Source organism: Streptomyces sp. NPDC093598, from assembly GCF_044764825.1.
GTDB lineage: Bacteria > Actinomycetota > Actinomycetes > Streptomycetales > Streptomycetaceae > Streptomyces.
On the sequence record NZ_JBIWIV010000006.1, the window covers coordinates 55,167 to 73,921 of the forward strand.

Genomic DNA, 18,755 nt, shown 5'->3' on the forward strand with positions numbered 1-18,755 from the left:
TTGACGCCGATGAACGGACGGGGGCCTGCACGACCATGGGACATGGTGCCTCGCGGCTCCGACGGCTCGTTCGCGAAGTCGCCAAATTCGGCGCGGTGGGCGGTGCCGGGGTGCTGGTCAACCTCGTCGTCTTCAACCTGGTGCGGCACACCACCGACCTCCAGGTGGTGCGTGCGAGCGTCATCGCGACCGTTGTCGCGATCATCTTCAACTACGTCGGCTTCCGCTACTTCACGTACCGCGACCGTGACAAGAGCCGCCGCACGCGTGAGATGACCCTGTTCCTGCTGTTCAGCGCGATCGGCCTGGTCATCGAGAACGGCGTCCTGTACACGGCCACGTACGGCTTCGGATGGGACACCCCGCTCCAGAACAACGTCTTCAAGTTCCTGGGCATCGGCATCGCGACCCTGTTCCGCTTCTGGTCCTACCGCTCGTGGGTCTTCCGCGCGCTCCCCGCCCGGGAGACGGCGGCGGCGCCGGGCCCGGTCCTGCACGACGAGCCGCCCGGTCCCCCGAAGCCGAAGCAGCAGGTGCCGTAGCCCTGCGGGCGTGGCCGGGGCCCGCTGGGCCGCGGAGATGGACGGGCTGCCGGACATTGCGCACAGCCGTGAGCCCACTCGACGGCCACGCCGTGCGCCCGCCCCGTCGACAGCCCTCACACGACCCCGGCGGCATGGCCGCCGAGCACCGAACCACCGGACGGCCCCGCGGGCCACGCTTGCCTGCGGCCCGGCCATGAGGACGCTCCCGCAGGACCCGCCCGGGGCGCCCCGTCGGACGGGGGGCTCGTCGACGGCGCCGGGCCTCGCGCGTCCGCACGGGCACGGGCACGGTGCTCGGCGATGCGGCCTAGCGGACCATCGGCTCCCCGTCCTCGTCCAGGGGCTTGGGCAGGGGGGTGCGGGACAGGAACAGGCCGAAGACCGGGGGTTTGGTCTGGAGCATTTCCAGGCGGCCGCCATCGGCCTCCGCCAGGTCGCGGGCCACCGCCAGGCCGATGCCCGTGGAGTTGCGGCCGCTGATCGCCCGTTCGAAGATCCGGGCGCCGAGATCGGCGGGGACGCCGGGGCCCTCGTCCGTGACCTCGATGACCGCCTGGTTGCCGGTGACACGGGTGCGCAGCGCCACCGTGCCGCCCCCGTGCATGAGGGAGTTCTCGATCAGCGCGGCCAGGACCTGCGCGACCGCGCCGGGCGTGCCCACCGCCCGCAGATGCCGTTTGCCGGAGCTGACGATCGCCCGCCCCGCGCTGCGGTACGCCGGCCGCCACTCGGCGAGCTGCTGCTGGATGACCTCGTCGAGGTCGAAGGAGACGGCTGAGCCGGTGCGCGGATCGCGGGAGTTCGTCAGCAGCCGCTCCACGACGTCCGTCAGCCGCTCGACCTGCGTCAGCGCGATCGTCGCCTCCTCCTTCACCGTGTCCGGGTCGTCGGTGAGGGTGATCTCCTCCAGCCGCATCGACAGCGCCGTGAGCGGCGTGCGCAGCTGGTGGGAGGCGTCCGCGGCCAGCCGGCGTTCGGCGGTCAGCATGCGGGCGATGCGCTCGGCGGAGCCGTCCAGCACGTCGGCCACCCGGTCCAGCTCGGGCACCCCGTACCGCTTGTGCCGGGGCCGCGGATCGCCCGAGCCGAGCCGCTCGGCCGTCTCCGCGAGGTCGGTCAGCGGCGACGCCAGCCGGTTCGCCTGGCGCACCGCCAGCAGCACCGCGGCCACCACCGCGAGCAGCGCCACCAGCGCGATGATCAGCAGTGTCCGGCCGACCTCACGGGTCACCGACGAGCGCGGCTCCTGGACGGTGACCGTCTCGCCTTCCTCGCCGGGCGCGGTCGCGCTGATGACGTCACCGGCCGGCTTGGTGCCGACCTCGATGGGCGACTCCCCGGGGATCCGGATCACCGCGTAGTAGCGATCCTGCGTGACCTGTTCGCGCAGGACCTCCGCGTCGACCTGCTGGGCGACGAAGAGGCGGCTGTCGACGATGCTGGCCAGCCGCACCGCCTCGGACTCCACCCGCTCCTGGGCGCTGTTGCTGATCGTCCGGGTCTCGACGATGACGAGGGAGACGCCGAAGACGGCGATCACGACGAGCACCACGGCGAGCGTGGACTGGATCAGTCGGCGACGCATGTCCTGTTACCCGAGCCCGCCTCGCGGCTCAGCTCTTCTCGAAACGGAAACCCACACCGCGCACGGTGGCGATGAAGCGGGGGTTGGCCGCGTCGTCGCCGAGCTTCTTGCGCAGCCAGGAGATGTGCATGTCGAGGGTCTTGGTCGACGACCACCAGGTCGTGTCCCAGACCTCCCGCATCAGCTGGTCGCGGGTGACGACCCGGCCCGCGTCGCGCACGAGCACCCGCAGCAGGTCGAACTCCTTCGCGGTGAGCTGGAGCTCCTCCTCGCCCATCCAGGCGCGGTGCGACTCGACGTCGATGCGCACGCCGTGCGTGGCGGGCGGCTGCTGCGGCTCGGCGGCGCCGCGCCGGAGCAGGGCCCGCACCCGGGCGAGCAGCTCGGCGAGCCGGAACGGCTTGGTGACGTAGTCGTCGGCGCCCGCGTCGAGCCCGACGACGGTGTCCACCTCGTCGGCGCGGGCGGTCAGGATGAGGATCGGGATGGCGTGGCCTTCGCCACGCAGGCGGCGGGCCACCTCCAGACCGTCCATGCCGGGCAGACCGAGGTCGAGCACGACCAGGTCGACGCCGCCCTGCAGTCCGGCGTCGAGAGCGGTGGGTCCGTCCTCGCGGACCTCGACCTCGTAGCCCTCCCGGCGCAGAGCGCGGGCCAGCGGCTCCGAGATGGACGCGTCGTCCTCGGCGAGCAGTACACGGGTCATGAGGTGATGGTAGACCTGCGACGCCCTGAGCTGGGGTGTGACCGGAATCCTCGATTCTTACCGTGGGCATACCCGGTTCTTACGTTCCGGGGGTATGCGCACGAACCTGCGCCTGTGGGGTGCGATCCTGTTAAGGACCTTGGAAACGGGCGCGCGGTTCCCCCGCCACCTGTGATCCGTGTCTCAAGTCCTTCCATATGCGGCGGTGTCCTGCCGTATGGTGAATCAACGCCTGTAGCACCATGGCGACCTTCGGAGGCCATTTGCCCTGGAGGTCTCTTTTGTGTGCGGGCCGGTTCCCGCCGGCCCCCAACGTGAAACGACCTGTGGCCGGGCCCCTCGTGCGGCGACGCGCGTAGAGGCGTGGATCCCGGTGGCGACCGCCCACCGCTCCGTGACCCGGAGCGGACCCCCGTAGGCGTCGGGCGGACGGCCGTGCCCACCGGTGCCGGCAGCCCCCCACCGGGCGCACCACCGCTGCCGCGGGGCGCGTCCCGAGCAGCAAGGAACGACCATGGCGTCCAGCCTGACGAAGGACTCGGCCCGACCGGGCATCCCCGGTGCCGAGAAGACCTTCTTCGGCCACCCCCGCGGACTGGCCACTCTGTTCATGACCGAGATGTGGGAGCGTTTCTCCTACTACGGCATGAGGGCCCTGCTCCCGCTGTACCTGGTGGCCCCGGGTGGCCTGCACCTGAGCGCGGGCACGGCGACGGCGATCTACGCCGTGTACCTGTCGCTGGTGTACCTGCTCACCCTGCCCGGCGGCTGGTTCGCCGACCGTGTGCTCGGCCCCCGCAAGACGGTCGCCGTCGCGGGCGTGGTCATCATGCTCGGCCACCTGTGCCTGGCGCTGCCCGCGGCCGCGAGCTTCTATGTCGGCCTGGGCCTCGTCGCCATCGGTTCCGGTCTGCTGAAGGCCAACATCTCCACGATGGTCGGCCACCTCTACGACGGCCCGGAGGACCCGCGCCGCGACGGTGGCTTCACCGTCTTCTACATCGGCATCAACCTCGGCGCCTTCATCGCGCCGCTGGTCATCGGCACCGTCGGTGAGAACGTCGACTGGCACCTGGGCTTCGCGCTGGCCGCGCTCGGCATGGCGCTGGGCCTGGTGCAGTTCCTGCTCGGCAGCCGCCACCTGGACGCGAAGAGCAGCGCGGTCCCGACCCCGCTGTCGCCCGCCGAGAAGGCGTCCACCTTGCGCAAGGGCCTGATCTGGCTGGCCGTGGCCGTGGTCTTCTACGGCCTCGTCGGCGGCACCGGTCACTTCACCCTGAACTGGGCGCTGATCCCGCTCACCCTGCTCGGCCTGATCGTGCCGATCCTGGTCATCTCCCGCATCCTGCGCGACAAGGACCTGGACTCCGGCGAGCGCTCGAAGGTGTCGGCGTACATCTGGTTCTTCGTCGCCGCCGCCGTCTTCTGGATGATCTACGACCAGGGCGGCTCGACCCTGTCGCTCTTCGCCAGCGACAAGGCCGACAACACCCTCTTCGGCTGGGAGTTCCCGGTCTCCTGGTACCAGTCGGTCAACCCGGTCCTGATCATGGCGCTGGCGCCGGTCTTCGCCTGGCTGTGGCTGTGGCTGAACCGGCGCGGCAAGGAGCCGAGCACCATCGTGAAGTTCGCCTCCGGTCTGGTGATGGTGGGTGCGTCCTTCTTCCTCTTCCTCGCCCCGCTGTCGATCGCCGAGGGCGGTCACAAGGCCGCGGCGATGTGGCTGGTCGCGATCTACTTCGTGCAGACCGTGGGTGAGCTGACGCTGTCGCCGGTGGGTCTGTCCGTGACGACGAAGATGGCGCCGGCGAAGTACGCCTCCCAGATGATGGGCGTCTGGTTCCTCGCGGTCACCGCGGGCGACTCCGTCACCGCACTGCTGTCCAACCCGGCCGTCGGCGGGGTCAACCTCGACAGGACGGGCTTCGTAGCGCTGGAGGCGGCGCTGGCCGTGGTCGCCGGCTTCGCGGTGTACATGTACCGCAAGAAGGTCAAGGCCATGATGGGCGACGTCCACTGACGCCGGCCCCCGGACCCTGGAGTCGGGCCGTCGCACCCCCGGGTGCGGCGGCCCTTCTTCATGGACTTCCCGGCCCCGGACGGTCGGCGTCCGGGGCGACCCAGGGTGGGGCCGGGGCCCGGCGGGAGGCGGCCGGGGCCGGGCGGGGCGCGGGCAGCCGCAGGCGGCGGGCCGGGCGGGCCGCATGGCCGGGACGGCGTGGCCGTACGTGGTCGATCACGGCCAGGCCCGCCCGGAACAGCGCCGCCGGTACGACCAGGAGGACCAGGACCCAGAACAGGGTCACGCCCCAGGGGCGGCCCACCCCCCAGGGGTGTTCGGCGAGCACCCTGCCGCCGTACTTCAGCGACACGGTGTAGTCGCCGTGCTCCCCGGCCCCGAGCTCCACGGGCAGCTCGATACGGGCCTTCCCACCGGGCCGGATCGTGCCGCGCCACCGCTGGTCCTGCCACTCGGGGGCGAACACGCCGTGCGAGGTGCCGACCTGGAAGACCGGGTTCTTCACGGGGGACGTCCCGACGTTGCCGACGGTGACCACGAGGGTCCGGGAGGGCGGGGAACCGAACCAGGTGAGCAGGCCGCCGGAGCCGCGCAACCGGGTGTCCGCGAGCAGGGACAGCCGTCCGTCGGCCGCTTCGGCGGGCAGCGGCTCGACCGCGTGCCCGGCGACCTGGAGGGCCGCGTCGGCCTCGGCCCCGGGCCCGGTCACGGTCGCCACATGCACCACGCAGGGGCACGGCACGGGCGGCTCCACGACCGGCAGTGCACGGCGGAAGCGCCCGTCGGCGTCGGTGGTGACGGCCCGGCCGTCGGCGTTGGCACAGGAGTTGGTACCGCCGGTCACGCCCCGCTGCGGCTCGGCCTGCCCGCACACCAGCAGCGTCAGCAGAGCACGCGGCCGCCAGCCGCTGCCGCTGACGGCGACCGAACCGCCCGTTCCCGCCTGGGACTTGGACAGCTCGACGACGGGACGGTCCACCGCCCCGACGGGCCCGGCACCCGCCAGGACCAGCAGCAGAGCGAACAGAACCGGCAGTGACCCATACGTGAGACGGACGGCGGGCGGCATCGGCGGCTCCAGCGATCGTACGCTCGGCGGTGCACCTGCCAGGAGGGGTACGCGGCGGTCAACGGCCCGCCCTTGCCCCCTGGTGACGCCGAGTCAGCCACAGGGCACCCGCCGCTCCGGCGAGCAGGACCGTGCCGCCGAGGGTGCCCAGGGCGACGGCCGAGTCCTCGGGCCCGGTCTGCGGAAGCCCGGCGCCGGTACCGGAACCGGAACCGGATCCCCGGGCGGAGCCGGTGGTGCCGCCGCCGCTCGCGGCCGTGACATCGAGGGTGAGGGACGGACCCGGGTCGTTCGTCGGAGTGCACGTGGTGGTCGTACCGAGCGCCTTGATGGTGAGCACACCCGCCGTGAAGGTGACCTCGCCGCTCTTCTTCGGCCTGTACGTGCCGCTCAGGTCGTTGATCCTGATCGGCGTGTTGGCCGGGACGGCGGCGTCGTTGGCGGGGCCGGTCACCGAGAGGGTGCCGCTGTCGGCGCCGCCCAGGGCGATGGTGGCGCTCGGCGTCATCGCGCCCTTGCCCAGTTCGACCGGGCTGGAGGAGACGCCCTTCTGCCAGGACATGGTGATCCGGTAGCCACTGCCGCTCTTGACGCCCTTGATGTCGATGGGCGAGACGGCACTCTTGTCGCCGATCGGCGTCTTGCACTGGTAGTCGACGTCGACGACCTCGGCCCGGGCGACGGGGGCGGCCATCCACACCACCGAGCCGGCCAGGGCCGCGGCGGACGCGAGCGCGGCGGTTCGTTTCCGGTACGACACGGTGCCGCTCCCCTTCCTGTTCCTGACGGCGTATCAGATTGGGCCGTCAAGGTACGCCCGGGGCCTTGAGGAAGGAAGACACAATGCGCGCCGGATCTGCGGCGGGACGGTCACCTGTTCGGACGCACCGCGGGGTGCCCGCGCCCGCCGGGAAGTCGACAGATACACCCAAGGACGGACAGGCACGCACAGAATCAGGCAGGTGTGCCGAAATCATGCTGGACAGCAAGATTCAGGCCGAGTTTGCCCGAAATCGGGCAAACTCGGGATCAGAAGGGTGCGCCTGAGATCAGGCGGGTGCGCCCAGTTCCGCCCACACCGTCTTGCCGGAGACCCCCTGCGTGCGGACGACACCCCAGTCCAGGCACAGGCGCTGGACGATGAACATGCCATGGCCGCCCGGGCGCCCCGCCCGGTGCGGGGTGCGGGGTGCGGGCTGGCCGGTCCCCCGGTCGGCGACCTCGACACGGATCACCTTGTTGTCGCAGGTGATCCGCAGCTGATCCGGCCCCTCGGCGTGCAGGCAGGCATTGGTGACCAGCTCGGAGACGACCAGCAGCACATCCTCGGCGGCGGCCCGCTGATCGGCGGAGGCGGCCGGCAGCCAGCCCCACGCGTGCAGCGCCTGACGGGTGAAGTCGCGAGCCAGCGGCACCACGCCGCTCTCGCCCTCGAAGCTCAGCCGGCGTACCTGCCGGCCCCCCGGCGACGCCGCCCCGGACGGCGTGCCCACACCCTCGCCGGACGCGCCGGCCGCCGCTACGCCACCCTCGGACGCCCCGGAAGCGCCGCTGGGCTCCGGCCCGCGGTCGCCCGGCGAGTAAGGCCGGGTGGTGCTCATCAGCGCTTCACCTCACCGATTCACCAGATCACAATTCAAGAAGTTCACTACACCGTCAGTCACGCAACGCACGGCACCCTGGTTTCGCGGCACCCCCGCCACCTCGGTGACCGACAGGTTCAGGATGTCTCCTGCCCTGGCGGACCGGCGGAACACCCATGTATTCCGCACGAAAGTCGGGACAGGCCTGGGAGACCGGTCACAGGGGGATGGCCGAGGGACCGCGCACCGACGCACCGCCGGTCAGCCCGACTCGTCGGCCAGGGCCGCCTCGAGCGAGTCATGGACGCTGAAGACCGCATCCGCGCCCGTGATCTCGAACACGCGCGCCACCACCGGCTGCATACCGGCGAGCGATACACCGCCACCGGCGGCCTCCGCCTTCAGCCGCGCCCCGAGGAGCACGTTGAGCCCCGTGGAGTCACAGAACTCCAGGCGCGCGCAATCGATGACCAGGCGCTTGAATCCCTTGGCGAGGCAGTCCTCGAGTGGCTCACGCAACAGATCGGCGGTGTGGTGATCCAACTCACCCGCCGGGGTCACGACGGCACTAGAGCCCTCTTCCCGCACCTCCACCAGAAGCCGGCCAGACTGTGCGCTGCCGACCGTCCCGCGGTCCATGCCGTCTCTCTCTCCCGACGTCGAGGCTGGTTGCTGACGCCCTCGAACACTACGCCTTCCCAGCATGCTTCGACACCCGAACAACTGCACACAAACGGACATATGGCCACAGAACGCACTTGCGGTGGGCTTGGGAAAGCGGGTAGGCCTAGTAAGGACACGTACCCGACACGGCCGGCTTTGGAGGCGCCGCACACCGCAGTGCACCTAACGGCTCCGGCAGCCATATGCCGAGAACGATGGAGGACATCATGTCACCCCGGCTCGACGCATCGCGTACCCAGAAAGCGACGTCGACACCCTCTCCGGAACATCTGGATCCCATCGAGCAGGACGAGATGCTCGTCACACCGGGCGGCCCTCTCGCCGGACTTCCGGACATCCCCCCGTACGAGGAAGTCGACGCGGTCGACGCACGGGCCCTGTCCAAGACCCTCTTCGAGCGTCTGGAGACGCTGGAGGAAGGGACCCACGAGTACTCGTACGTCCGCAACACGCTCGTCGAACTGAACCTCGCGCTGGTCAAGTTCGCCGCCTCCCGGTTCCGCTCCCGCAGCGAGCCGATGGAGGACATCATCCAGGTCGGCACCATCGGCCTGATCAAGGCGATCGACCGCTTCGAGCTGTCCCGCGGTGTGGAGTTCCCCACGTTCGCGATGCCGACCATCATCGGCGAGATCAAGCGCTTCTTCCGCGACACCTCGTGGTCCGTACGCGTCCCGCGGCGGCTCCAGGAGCTGCGGCTCGACCTGGCCAAGGCCGGTGACGAACTGGCTCAGAAGCTCGACCGCGCCCCCACGGTGGCCGAGCTGGCCGAGCGCCTCGGCCTCTCCAACGACGAGGTCGTCGAGGGCATGGCCGCGTCGAACGCCTACACCGCCTCCTCGCTGGACGCCCAGCCGGAGGAGGACGACTCCGAGGGCGCACTCGCGGACCGCATCGGCTACGAGGACCACGGGCTCGAAGGCATCGAGTACGTCGAGTCGTTGAAGCCGCTGATCGCCGAACTCCCGCCGCGCGACCGGAAGATCCTGTCCCTGCGCTTCGTCGCGGGCATGACCCAGTCGGAGATCGGCGAAGAGCTCGGCATCTCGCAGATGCACGTCTCGCGTCTGCTGTCGCGGACGCTGGTGCGGCTGCGCAAGGGGCTCACCGTCGAGGAGTGATCCTCGACCCGGGTGAACGTGTCCTACGGGGGCGGGCCGCACGGCCCGCCCCCGGGCGCGTGGCACCGGCGGTCTCCCGGAGGTTGCGGGGCCTGTCAGAAGTCGAGGAACAGCGCGACCGTCGGGAGAAGCGGGGCCGTCAGGCTCAGCAGCCAGTAGGTGCGCGGAGCGAGTGCCGTCCCGCGCCGCAGCGGCATGTCGCCGAGCCGGTGATCACACCACCCGCTGTCCGCGCCGCCACACCCCGCTGACCAGCGGGACGCCGGGGCGGTAGGCCAGGTGGACGTGGCTCGGGGCGTCGAGGAGCGTCAGGTCGGCGTACGCGCCCGGGGTGAGGCGGCCGATGTCGGTGCGCCGCAGGGCCGCCGCGCCGCCCGCCGTGGCCGACCACACCGCCTCGTCGGGCGTCATCCCCATGTCCCGTACGGCCAGCGCGACGCAGAACGGGACGGACGAGGTGAAGGACGAGCCGGGGTTGCAGTCCGTGGACAGCGCGACCGTGACACCGGCGTCCAGCAGCCGCCGGGCGTCCGGCCATGCGGCCCGTGTGGAGAACTCGGCGCCGGGCAGCAGCGTCGCGACCGTACGGCTGTTCGCCAGGGCGTCCACGTCCGCGTCCGTGAGGTGGGTGCAGTGGTCGGCGCTGGCCGCGTCGAGCTCGACCGCGAGCTGCACGCCGGGGCCGTAGGAGAGCTGGTTGGCGTGGATGCGGGGGTGCAGGCCCCTGGCCTTGCCGGCGGTGAGGATCGCGCGGGCCTGGTCGCCGTCGAAGGCGCCCTTCTCGCAGAAGACGTCGATCCAGCGGGCGTGCGGGGCGCAGGCTTCGAGCATCTCGCCGGTGACCAGGGCGACGTAGCCGGCCGGGTCCTCGGCGTAGTCCGGCGACACGATGTGGGCGCCGAGGTAGGTGACCTCGTCGGTGTGGGCGGCGGCGATGCGCAGGGCCCGGGCCTCGTCCTCGACGGTCAGGCCGTAGCCGGACTTGGTCTCGAAGGTGGTGGTGCCCTGGCGGAGCGCCTCGTGGAGGTACCGGGTGAGGTTGGCCTCGAGTTCCTGGTCGCTCGCCGCCCGGGTGGCCTCGACGGTGGTGCGGATGCCGCCCGCGCTGTACGGCCTCCCGGACATCCGGGCGTTGAACTCCTGCGTCCGGTCGCCCGCGAAGACCAGGTGGGAGTGGGAGTCGACGAACCCGGGGAGGACGGCCCGGCCGCCCGCGTCGACCCGATTGTCAGTGGCGGGTGCTTTGCTGTGATCACCGGTCCACGCGATGCGGTCGCCTTCGATGACGACGGCCGCGTCCTGGATCAGTCCGAGGGGGGAAGCGTCACCGAGGGAGGGGTCGTTGGTGACCAGGCTGGCGATGTTCGTGATGAGCGTGCTTGCGGTGCTCGCGGAGTGGGCGGGGCTGACGGTCGTCGCGTTGCTCATGGCGTCCTTGGTGGCCTGGTCGGCGGTGGGGTCGGGTTCGGGAGCGGAGGCGGGCCGCGCCGGCGGGCGCCCCGGGGTCATCCGTGCAGGGCTTCCACGGCGTCCGCGAGGGCTCGCGGCACATCCGGTACGAGGCAGTGAGCCCCGTCCCGCACGACGTGCCGCCCTCCCACGACCGTATGCGACACGTCTGCTGCCGACGCGGCGAATACGGCCGTCTCGGCCCCGAGCCGCGGAAGCGGCCCTGCCGTCCTGACCGAGTCGAGCGCGAGCGTGGTGAAGTCGGCGAGTGCGCCGGGCTCCAGGGTGCCCGCCTCGTCCCAGCCGAGGGCCGCGTGGCCGTCGGCCGAGGCCGCCCGCAGGAGCGCCGCCGCCGTCCAGTGACCTCGCGTGCGGGTACGCAGCCGCTCGTTCAGCTCCAGGGCCCGCGCCTCTTCGAGCAGGTCGATCACCGCGTGGCTGTCGGAGCCGAGACTGAGCGGCGAGCCGGCCTGCTGGAGGGCGACGGCGGGTCCGATGCCGTCGGCGAGGTCCCGCTCGGTGGTCGGGCACATGCAGGTGCCGGTGCCGCTGCCGCCGAGGAGGGCGATGTCCTCGTCGGTGAGGTGGGTGTTGTGGACGCCGGTGGTGCGCGGCCCGAGCACTCCGTGATCGGCGAGCAGCCGCGTCGGGGTGCGGCCGTGGGCCTCCCGGCAGGCGTCGTTCTCCGCCGTCTGCTCCGACAGGTGCACATGGAGCGGGGCCCGCCGCTCCCCGGCCCACCGCGCCACGGTCGCCAGCTGATCGGCGGGCACGGCCCGTACGGAGTGGATCGCCGCTCCGATCCGTGCGTGATCCCGTTCCTTGAGAACTGAACAGCGTTCGGCCCAGGTGTCCGCCGTGCCGTCGGAGAAGCGGAGCTGGGGCTCGGTGGGCGGCTGCCCGAAGCCGGACGAGAGGTAGGCGGTGTCGAGGAGGGTGATGCGGATCCCGGCTTCGGCGGCGGCCGCGATGAGGGCCTCGCCCATGGCGTTGGGATCGGCGTAGGGGGTGCCGCCGGGGGCGTGGTGGACGTAGTGGAACTCGCCGACCGCCGTGATGCCGGCCAGGGCCATCTCGGCGTACACGGCGCGGGCGAGGGCGTGGTAGCTGTCCGGGGTGAGCCGGGCGGCCGTGGCGTACATGACCTCGCGCCAGGTCCAGAAGGTTCCGGAGCCGACCTGGACGGTGCCGCGCAGGGCGCGGTGGAAGGCGTGGCTGTGGGCGTTGGCCAGGCCGGGGAGGGTGAGCCCGCGCAGGACCTCGGCGCCGGGGGGCGGGCCGGGGGTGCCGGTGCGGACGGCTGCGATACGGCCGTCCGCGACCTCGACGGCGACGCCCGGCTCGACGTGGGTGCCGAGCCAGGCGTGCTCCAGCCAGTACGTCCGGGGGGCTGCTGTCGTCACCTGCACGCCAGTCCTTCCAGTACGTCGGCGAGTGCGAGTACCCCGGCCACGCAGTCGTCCTCGCTCGCGGACTCGGCCGGGGAGTGGGAGACGCCGGTGGGGTTGCGCACGAACAGCATGGCGGTCGGGATGCTCCCGGAGAGGATCCCGGCGTCGTGTCCCGCGCCGGTGCCGAGGACGGGGACCGTGAGGTCGGTGCCGGTGCCGAGGATGCGGGCGAGTTCGTCGCGCAGGGCGTGGTCGAACTCGACGACGGGGGTGAAGGACTCGCGGACGATGTCGAGGTCGACGCCGTGCGCGTCCGCGTACTGCCGGGCCGCCTTCTCGATGCCGCCGACCACGGTGTCGAGGCTCATCTGGTCCTCGGCGCGGGAGTCGAGCCAGCCGCGCACGAGGGAGGGGATGGCGTTGACGCCGTTGGGCTCGACGGTGATCTTGCCGAAGGTGGCGACGGCTCCGGCGAGTTCGGCTTCGCGCCGGGCGGCGAGGACGGTCTCGGCGTAGGACAGCATGGGGTCGTGCCGGTCGGCGAGCCGGGTGGTGCCGGCGTGGTTGGCCTCGCCCCGGAAGTCGAACCGCCACCGGCCGTGAGGCCAGATGGCGCTGGCGATGCCGACCCGGTCGCCGGACAGGTCGAGGGCCCGGCCCTGCTCGACGTGCAGTTCGACGAAGGCGCCGATGCGGGCGAGCCGTTCGGGGTCCGGCCCGATCGCCTCCGGGTCGTAGCCGGCGGCCTCCATGGCCCGGGGCAGGGTGGTCCCGTCCCCGTCGGTCAGCCTGTGGGCGTCGTCCACGGTGAGCTGCCCCGCCGTGAGCCGGGAGCCGACACAGGCGAGTCCGAACCGGGCGCCCTCCTCGTCGCCGAAGTTGACGATGGCGAGGGGCTTGGTGAGCTCCGCTCCCCTGCTGCGCAGCTCGTCGAGCGCCGCGAAGGACGAGACGACGCCCAGGGGCCCGTCGAAGGCGCCCCCGTCCGGGACGGAGTCGAGGTGGGACCCGGTGACGACGGCGTCGCCCCGGGCGGGGTCGCCGAGCCAGGCCCACTGGTTGCCGTTGCGGTCGGTCTCGTAGGTCAGTCCGCGTGTCTCGGCCTGCTCCTTGAACCAGGCCCGGCAGTCGAGGTCGGCGCCGGTCCAGGCGAAGCGGCGGTAGCCGCCGGAGGCGGGGCTGCGGCCGATCGGCAGCAGCTCCGCCCACATGCTGTGGAAGGTCACGCCTGGTCACCCTCGCGCATGGGAACCCGCACACCGCGCTCGCCGGCGACGGACTCGGCGATGTCGTACCCGGCGTCGACATGCCGGATGACGCCCATGCCGGGGTCGTTCGTGAGCACCCGGCGGATCTTCTCGCCCGCGAGCGCCGTCCCGTCGGCCACCGTCACCTGCCCGGCGTGGATCGACCGCCCCATGCCGACGCCGCCCCCGTGGTGGATCGACACCCAGGACGCGCCGGACGCCACGTTCACCATGGCGTTGAGCAGCGGCCAGTCGGCGATCGCGTCGGACCCGTCGAGCATGGCCTCGGTCTCCCGGTAGGGAGAAGCGACGGAACCGCAGTCGAGGTGGTCGCGGCCGATGACGACCGGCGCGGCGAGCTCGCCGCTCGCGACCATGTCGTTGAACCGCTCACCGGCCTTGTCCCGCTCGCCGTAGCCGAGCCAGCAGATGCGGGCGGGCAGGCCCTGGAAGTGGACGCGTTCGCCGGCCATCTTGATCCAGCGGGCGAGGGACTCGTTCTCCGGGAAGAGGTCGAGGATCGCCTTGTCGGTCTTGGCGATGTCGGAGGCCTCGCCGGACAGGGCGGCCCAGCGGAAGGGGCCCTTGCCCTCGCAGAACAGCGGGCGAATGTAGGCGGGGACGAAGCCGGGGAAGGCGAAGGCCCGGTCGTATCCGGCGAGTTGGGCCTCACCGCGGATGGAGTTGCCGTAGTCGAAGACCTCGGCGCCGGCGTCCATGAAGCCGACCATGGCCTCCACGTGCCGGGCCATGGACTCGCGGGCCCGGGTGGTGAAGCCGGCCGGGTCCTTCGCGGCGGCGTCGGCCATGTCCTCGAAGGCGGTGCCCAGCGGCAGGTAGGCGAGCGGGTCGTGGGCCGAGGTCTGGTCGGTCACGATGTCGATGGGGGCGCCCATGGCGAGGAGCTGCGGGAGCAGCTCGGCCGCGTTGCCGAGGACGCCGATGGAGAGGGGGCGGCGGGCGTCGCGTGCTTCGGTCGCCAGCTTCAGCGCGTGGTCCAGGCTGTCGGCCTTCACGTCGAGGTACCGGTGCTCGATGCGCCGCTCGATCGCACGCGGGTCGCAGTCGATGCAGATCGCCACACCGTCGTTCATCGTCACGGCGAGCGGCTGGGCACCGCCCATGCCGCCGAGACCGGCGGTCAGGGTGATGGTGCCGGCCAGCGACCCGCCGAACTTCTTGGCGGCTACGGCGGCGAAGGTCTCGTAGGTGCCCTGGAGGATGCCCTGGGTGCCGATGTAGATCCAGGAGCCGGCGGTCATCTGCCCGTACATGGTCAGGCCGAGCTGTTCGAGGCGGCGGAACTCCTCCCAGTTGGCCCAGTCGCCGACGAGGTTGGAGTTGGCGATGAGGACGCGCGGGGCCCACTCGTGGGTCTGCATGACGCCGACGGGCCGGCCGGACTGGACCAGCATGGTCTCGTCCTGCTTCAGCCCCTGGAGCGTGCGCACCATCGCGTCGAAGGAGCGCCAGTCGCGCGCCGCCTTGCCGGTGCCGCCGTAGACGACGAGCTTGTCGGGGTGCTCGGCGACCTCCGGGTCGAGGTTGTTCTGCAGCATCCGCAGGGCGGCTTCCTGCTGCCATCCCAGGGCGCTCGGTTCCGTGCCGCGCGGTGCTCGGACGGGGCGGGGTCCTGACATGGTCTGCCTCCTGGTGGGGGGATCCCGGCGGAATGTTGCTGCTTCTATTCACATCCTGACCTCATGAATAGGACTAGTCAATACGTCGGGGGGTCGGCGCGGCGAAGCCGTGGATGTTTGGCTGGACGCATGGGCGCACACATCGAGGCGGAAGAAGCGGACGGCACCGGGGCCGGGCGGGCGGCCCGGCGGGACGAGGCGGTGCGGGCCGCCGTGGAGCAGGGGCTGCTCGGCCCGGACAGCCCCATCGTCGGGCTGCTGGACGTCACCGGCATCCGGGAGTCGGCGGCGGAACTGCGGGCGGCGTTCGACGCGGTGGTGGCACCGGGGACGCCCGTGCTGCACGCCTTCGCGGTGAAGGCGACCCCGCTGGTGCCGGTCCTGCGGCTGCTGCGCGAGGAGGGCATCGGCGCGGAGGTCGCGAGCCCGGGTGAGCTGGCCCTGGCCGGGGCGGCGGGCATGCCTCCGGAGAAGACGGTGCTCGACTCCCCCGCCAAGACACCGGCCGAGCTGCGCGAGGCGCTGTCCATGGGCATCGCCGTCAACGCCGACAATCCGCAGGAGCTGGCCCGCATCGACGCCCTGATGCAGGCGACGGCCAGCCGCTCTCCCCTCGGGATCCGGGTGAATCCGCAGGTCGGCGGGGGGTCCATCGAGGCGTTGTCCACGGCGACGGCCACCTCGAAGTTCGGGGTGGCGCTGCGCGACGAGGGGGCCCGGGAGTGGGTCGTCCAGGCGTATCTGGACCGGCCGTGGCTCACCCGGCTGCACGCGCACACCGGGTCCCAGGGCATCCCGCTCGCCCTGATGGCGCGGGGCGTGGCGGAGACGTACACGCTGGCGGAGGAGATCAACCGGCGGGCCGGGCGGCGGCAGGTCGACACGCTCGACATCGGCGGCGGCCTGCCGGTGAACTTCGCGTCGGACGCGACGACGCCGACGTACGCGCAGTACGCACGGCTGCTGGCCGAGGAGGTGCCGGGGCTGTTCGACGGACGGTACGGGCTGGTCACCGAGTTCGGGCGGTCACTGCTGGCGAAGCACGGGACGGTGGTGGCGCGGGTCGAGTACGCGAAGGTGTCCGGCGGCCGGGCGGTGGCGGTCACGCATGCCGGGGTGCAGGTGGCCGCGCGGACGGTCTACGCGCCGGGCAGCTGGCCGTTGCGGATCGCCGCCTACGACGCGAAGGGGCGGCCCAAGGACGGGCCGATGGTGGTGCAGGACGTGGCGGGGCCGGCCTGTTTCGCGGGGGACCTGCTGGCCGAGGGGCGGTCCTTGCCGCTGCTGGAGCAGGGGGATCATGCGGCGGCGCTGGACACCGGGGCGTATTACTTCGCGCATCACTACGGGTACAACTCGCTGGTGCGGCCCGGGGTCTACGGGTTCGGGCCGGGTGGACGCTTCGCGGTGGTGCGCAAGGCGCAGACCGTGGAGGAGGTGGTCGCCGAGTCCGGTGGGGCGCAGGTGGATGCGCTGACGCGGCCGCCGTTCGGCCTTGCGTAGTCCGCGCACCGCGGGTGCGTCGTGGCTGGTCGCGCCCACGCGGCGGAGCCGCACATCGATACAGCCGCGCGCCCCTGAAGTGGGCGCTCACGCCGGCGTCGGTGATTTCCTCCGCGACCCGCCCGGGGCCGCGTCCCCCGCCGCGATGCCCGTGCTGCGGTACGCCTTCACCCGCTTGCCGGCCGGGTGGGCCGCTCCCCCGCGCAGCCAGTCCACGCGGACCCACAGCAACGCCTCGCCGTCCCGTTCCCGGCGGCCCAGCCAGGCCGACTTGAGCCACAGGCCCGCGCCGCAACCGGCCAGGAGCATGCCCCCGGCCGCCGGGGCCGCGAAGGCGCTCCCGAGGGCGGCGAGGAAGGCGAGGAGGAGCCACCAGCGGTGGACCCGGCGCCAGTTGCGTACCGTGACCGCGCGGTCCTGGAGCACGTCGCGCTTGCCCGCGCGGGACGCGAAGGCGGCCAGGGCCTTGTAGTGCTTGCGACGGCCGTATGCCACGGCGGCCGTCGCCAGGACGAAGAGGGCCGCTCCGGTCAGAACACCGATGCGGCGTCCCGTCAGGCCCGGGGCGAGCAGGCCGATGCCCGCCGCGACAACGCCCAGCCACCACAGCGGGGCCGCCCCCGCCCGTACGACGACGGCCACCCGGGCCAGCCCCTGTCCTCCGCGTGTCACGTCCAGCCTCCGTCCGGTCTCCGAAGTTTCGGGGAGACGTACGGTAGCGACGCATCGTGAGACGAGTCTGAGAAGCGCCGCGCGTGGCCGTCAGTCGACGAACAGGCCCCGCGCCGCCGCCTTCGTGTCGAACTCCTCCAGGCGGGACTGGGCCTGGGGCAGGTCGTCGCACATGGCCTCCAGCAGCACCCGGCCGAGCAGCATCGGCGCACAGGCCGTGTCGAAGGCGAGGCCGGTGCCGACGGCGGCGGGCAGCAGCAGGTCGGACACCTTGGCGACGGGTGCGAAGGCGGAGTCGGCGACCGTGACGACGGTCAGCCCGGCCTCCTTGGCGTAGGCCAGGGTGTCGACGACCTCGCGGGGATGCCGGGGCAGCGCGAAACAGAGCAGGGCGGTGGCGCCGGCCCGGACGGCGGCGTCGATGCGGTCCTGGAGCATCGTGCCGCCCTCGCCGAGCAGCCGTACGTCGGGGTGGACCTTGGCGGCGAAGTAGGCGAAGCCGTGCGCCTGGGCCGCCGCGGCCCGCAGCCCGAGGACGAGGAGCGGGCGGGAGCCGGCGAGGAGTCGTCCCGCGCGCTGCACGGGACCGGGGTCGGCCAGTGCCTCGGCCAAGTGCCGCAGATTCTCGATCTCGGCCTCGACGGCCTGCTGGTACTCGTTGTGAGCCCCGGCCTCCGCCGCGGGTTCGGCGGGGGCGACCTCACGCAGATGGCGGCGCAGCGCGGGATAGCCGTCGAAGCCGAGGGCGACGGCGAAGCGGGTCACGGACGGCTGGCTGACCCCGGCCAGCTCGGCGAGCTCCACACTCGACAGGAACGGCACGTCGGCGGCGCGCCGCACCATGCTGTGCGCGATGCGCCGCTGGGTCGGCGTCAGCCGGTGACCCTCGAAGAGCGCCTGCAGCCGCGCGGCAGGGCTGTCGGTCACGCTCATGACGTGCTCCCCCTCGCCTATTCAGTAGCTGAGGATTCTGCATGAGCATATGCAGAGCGGCAAGCCGAACGGAGGACGGCCAGGGTGCCACGACCGGAAACCCCCTGCGGAACACGGGGGCTAACCCCAGTGCGGCCGGTGCCGCCCCTTTCTACCGTGGACGGCATGACGGGAATGGACGCGCGGGACACCGACCTGAAGAAGGAACTCGACGCCACCCTGCACGCGCGCAGGGATCTGGGCGAGGAGTACGAGTCGGCGCTGGTCGACTCGTTCCTGGAGAAGGTCGACCAGCGGATCGACGGCGCGGTGGAGCGCCGGGTGCGCCGGCAGCTCGCCGAGCAGCAGATGCAGACGGCCCGGGACTCCCGGTCGCCGAGGGCCACGGATTCCTGGGGCGAGCGGTTCGGCTTCGGGATCGTCTCCCTGGTCCTCGCGGTGCCGCTGTCCGCGATCGGCGGGGGCGTGGCCCATCTGCCCGGGCTGCTCGTCGCCTGGGCGGGCATCGTCGGCGTCAACGTCGTGCAGGCGGCCCGCACCAACCCGAACCTGTTCGGCCGCCGCCGCAAGTCCTCCCAGGACAGTGACTGGGAGGACTGAGTCCTCG

Annotated in this window: 17 protein-coding genes; 5 read left to right on the forward strand and 12 right to left on the reverse strand. The window is 72.1% G+C overall.

All coding sequences use genetic code 11. The features are described from left to right. Positions 1-35 precede the first annotated feature (35 nt). A complete protein-coding gene (locus ACIRDU_RS20265) occupies positions 36-542 on the forward strand; it encodes a GtrA family protein (RefSeq protein ID WP_403581335.1) in 507 nt (168 codons plus the stop codon). Between the two features lie 310 nt (positions 543-852). Here ACIRDU_RS20265 and ACIRDU_RS20270 read toward each other — a convergent pair whose 3' ends face one another. Beyond that, on the reverse strand, positions 853-2,130 hold the full coding sequence (locus ACIRDU_RS20270; protein ID WP_403581337.1) for an ATP-binding protein: 1,278 nt from the start codon (positions 2,128-2,130) through the stop codon (positions 853-855). Between the two features lie 28 nt (positions 2,131-2,158). Further along, positions 2,159-2,836, reverse strand: coding sequence for a response regulator transcription factor (locus ACIRDU_RS20275; protein ID WP_403581338.1), 678 nt, complete (start codon positions 2,834-2,836; stop codon positions 2,159-2,161). A gap of 514 nt (positions 2,837-3,350) precedes the next feature. Between ACIRDU_RS20275 and ACIRDU_RS20280 the strand changes: the two genes are divergently transcribed. Beyond that, a complete protein-coding gene (locus tag ACIRDU_RS20280; RefSeq protein ID WP_403581339.1) occupies positions 3,351-4,856 on the forward strand; it encodes an oligopeptide:H+ symporter in 1,506 nt (501 codons plus the stop codon). Between the two features lie 58 nt (positions 4,857-4,914). Here the strand turns inward: ACIRDU_RS20280 and ACIRDU_RS20285 are convergent, their stop codons facing one another. The 4 genes from ACIRDU_RS20285 to ACIRDU_RS20300 all read right to left on the reverse strand — a co-directional run bounded on the left by ACIRDU_RS20285 (position 4,915) and on the right by ACIRDU_RS20300 (position 8,147). Beyond that, positions 4,915-5,925 carry a hypothetical protein gene (locus tag ACIRDU_RS20285; protein WP_403581341.1) on the reverse strand — a complete coding sequence of 337 codons (1,011 nt, stop codon included), beginning with the start codon at positions 5,923-5,925 and terminating at the stop codon, positions 4,915-4,917. A gap of 58 nt (positions 5,926-5,983) precedes the next feature. Further along, positions 5,984-6,685 (reverse strand): LPXTG cell wall anchor domain-containing protein, encoded by a 702-nt coding sequence (locus ACIRDU_RS20290; RefSeq protein ID WP_403581343.1) that lies wholly within the window; start codon positions 6,683-6,685, stop codon positions 5,984-5,986. 289 nt (positions 6,686-6,974) lie between these two features. After that, positions 6,975-7,526, reverse strand: a complete 552-nt coding sequence (locus tag ACIRDU_RS20295) for an ATP-binding protein (RefSeq protein ID WP_403581345.1) — start codon at positions 7,524-7,526, stop codon at positions 6,975-6,977. A gap of 243 nt (positions 7,527-7,769) precedes the next feature. Continuing rightward, a complete protein-coding gene (locus ACIRDU_RS20300) occupies positions 7,770-8,147 on the reverse strand; it encodes an STAS domain-containing protein (RefSeq protein ID WP_031102780.1) in 378 nt (125 codons plus the stop codon). Positions 8,148-8,386: 239 nt separating this feature from the next. Between ACIRDU_RS20300 and ACIRDU_RS20305 the strand changes: the two genes are divergently transcribed. After that, positions 8,387-9,313 (forward strand): RNA polymerase sigma factor SigF, encoded by a 927-nt coding sequence (locus ACIRDU_RS20305; RefSeq protein ID WP_403581346.1) that lies wholly within the window; start codon positions 8,387-8,389, stop codon positions 9,311-9,313. Between the two features lie 213 nt (positions 9,314-9,526). On the opposite strand, the gene hutI is transcribed toward ACIRDU_RS20305, so the two are convergent. Genes hutI through hutU form a run of 4 tightly spaced genes read right to left on the reverse strand, consistent with a single transcriptional unit; the run spans position 9,527 to position 15,040 of the window. Next, complete coding sequence (gene hutI, locus ACIRDU_RS20310) at positions 9,527-10,822, reverse strand: imidazolonepropionase (protein ID WP_403581348.1); 1,296 nt, start codon at positions 10,820-10,822, stop codon at positions 9,527-9,529. Continuing rightward, a complete protein-coding gene (locus tag ACIRDU_RS20315) occupies positions 10,819-12,171 on the reverse strand; it encodes a formimidoylglutamate deiminase (protein ID WP_403581350.1) in 1,353 nt (450 codons plus the stop codon). The genes hutI and ACIRDU_RS20315 overlap by 4 nt, the downstream gene beginning before the upstream one ends. Then, positions 12,162-13,379 carry an allantoate amidohydrolase gene (locus ACIRDU_RS20320; protein WP_403581352.1) on the reverse strand — a complete coding sequence of 406 codons (1,218 nt, stop codon included), beginning with the start codon at positions 13,377-13,379 and terminating at the stop codon, positions 12,162-12,164. Before ACIRDU_RS20320 ends, ACIRDU_RS20315 begins: the two co-directional genes overlap by 10 nt. Continuing rightward, positions 13,376-15,040, reverse strand: a complete 1,665-nt coding sequence (gene hutU, locus ACIRDU_RS20325; RefSeq protein ID WP_403581353.1) for a urocanate hydratase — start codon at positions 15,038-15,040, stop codon at positions 13,376-13,378. The genes ACIRDU_RS20320 and hutU overlap by 4 nt, the downstream gene beginning before the upstream one ends. 129 nt (positions 15,041-15,169) lie before the next feature. On the opposite strand from hutU, the gene ACIRDU_RS20330 reads away from it, so the two are divergent. Then, a complete protein-coding gene (locus tag ACIRDU_RS20330) occupies positions 15,170-16,543 on the forward strand; it encodes a diaminopimelate decarboxylase (RefSeq protein ID WP_403581355.1) in 1,374 nt (457 codons plus the stop codon). Positions 16,544-16,630: 87 nt separating this feature from the next. Here the strand turns inward: ACIRDU_RS20330 and ACIRDU_RS20335 are convergent, their stop codons facing one another. Both ACIRDU_RS20335 and ACIRDU_RS20340 read right to left on the reverse strand, forming a co-directional pair. Beyond that, the gene (locus ACIRDU_RS20335) at positions 16,631-17,215 is read right to left on the reverse strand and encodes a hypothetical protein (protein WP_403581356.1); all 585 of its coding nucleotides are present in this window, start codon (positions 17,213-17,215) and stop codon (positions 16,631-16,633) included. Positions 17,216-17,305: 90 nt separating this feature from the next. Continuing rightward, positions 17,306-18,148 (reverse strand): MurR/RpiR family transcriptional regulator, encoded by an 843-nt coding sequence (locus ACIRDU_RS20340; protein ID WP_403581357.1) that lies wholly within the window; start codon positions 18,146-18,148, stop codon positions 17,306-17,308. Between the two features lie 174 nt (positions 18,149-18,322). Between ACIRDU_RS20340 and ACIRDU_RS20345 the strand changes: the two genes are divergently transcribed. Further along, the gene (locus ACIRDU_RS20345; RefSeq protein WP_403581750.1) at positions 18,323-18,748 is read left to right on the forward strand and encodes a hypothetical protein; all 426 of its coding nucleotides are present in this window, start codon (positions 18,323-18,325) and stop codon (positions 18,746-18,748) included. Positions 18,749-18,755 lie beyond the last annotated feature (7 nt).

What these genes read in the sequence shown, in the direction of transcription:
- ACIRDU_RS20265 (WP_403581335.1), top strand. Translation starts at nt 36, where the DNA reads ATGGGACATGGTGCCTCGCGGCTCCGACGGCTCGTTCGCGAAGTCGCC.
- ACIRDU_RS20270 (WP_403581337.1), bottom strand. Translation starts at nt 2,130, where the DNA reads ATGCGTCGCCGACTGATCCAGTCCACGCTCGCCGTGGTGCTCGTCGTG.
- ACIRDU_RS20275 (WP_403581338.1), bottom strand. Translation starts at nt 2,836, where the DNA reads ATGACCCGTGTACTGCTCGCCGAGGACGACGCGTCCATCTCGGAGCCG.
- ACIRDU_RS20280 (WP_403581339.1), top strand. Translation starts at nt 3,351, where the DNA reads ATGGCGTCCAGCCTGACGAAGGACTCGGCCCGACCGGGCATCCCCGGT.
- ACIRDU_RS20285 (WP_403581341.1), bottom strand. Translation starts at nt 5,925, where the DNA reads ATGCCGCCCGCCGTCCGTCTCACGTATGGGTCACTGCCGGTTCTGTTC.
- ACIRDU_RS20295 (WP_403581345.1), bottom strand. Translation starts at nt 7,526, where the DNA reads ATGAGCACCACCCGGCCTTACTCGCCGGGCGACCGCGGGCCGGAGCCC.
- ACIRDU_RS20300 (WP_031102780.1), bottom strand. Translation starts at nt 8,147, where the DNA reads ATGGACCGCGGGACGGTCGGCAGCGCACAGTCTGGCCGGCTTCTGGTG.
- ACIRDU_RS20305 (WP_403581346.1), top strand. Translation starts at nt 8,387, where the DNA reads ATGGAGGACATCATGTCACCCCGGCTCGACGCATCGCGTACCCAGAAA.
- hutI (WP_403581348.1), bottom strand. Translation starts at nt 10,822, where the DNA reads ATGACCCCGGGGCGCCCGCCGGCGCGGCCCGCCTCCGCTCCCGAACCC.
- hutU (WP_403581353.1), bottom strand. Translation starts at nt 15,040, where the DNA reads ATGTCAGGACCCCGCCCCGTCCGAGCACCGCGCGGCACGGAACCGAGC.
- ACIRDU_RS20330 (WP_403581355.1), top strand. Translation starts at nt 15,170, where the DNA reads ATGGGCGCACACATCGAGGCGGAAGAAGCGGACGGCACCGGGGCCGGG.
- ACIRDU_RS20340 (WP_403581357.1), bottom strand. Translation starts at nt 18,148, where the DNA reads ATGAGCGTGACCGACAGCCCTGCCGCGCGGCTGCAGGCGCTCTTCGAG.
- ACIRDU_RS20345 (WP_403581750.1), top strand. Translation starts at nt 18,323, where the DNA reads ATGGACGCGCGGGACACCGACCTGAAGAAGGAACTCGACGCCACCCTG.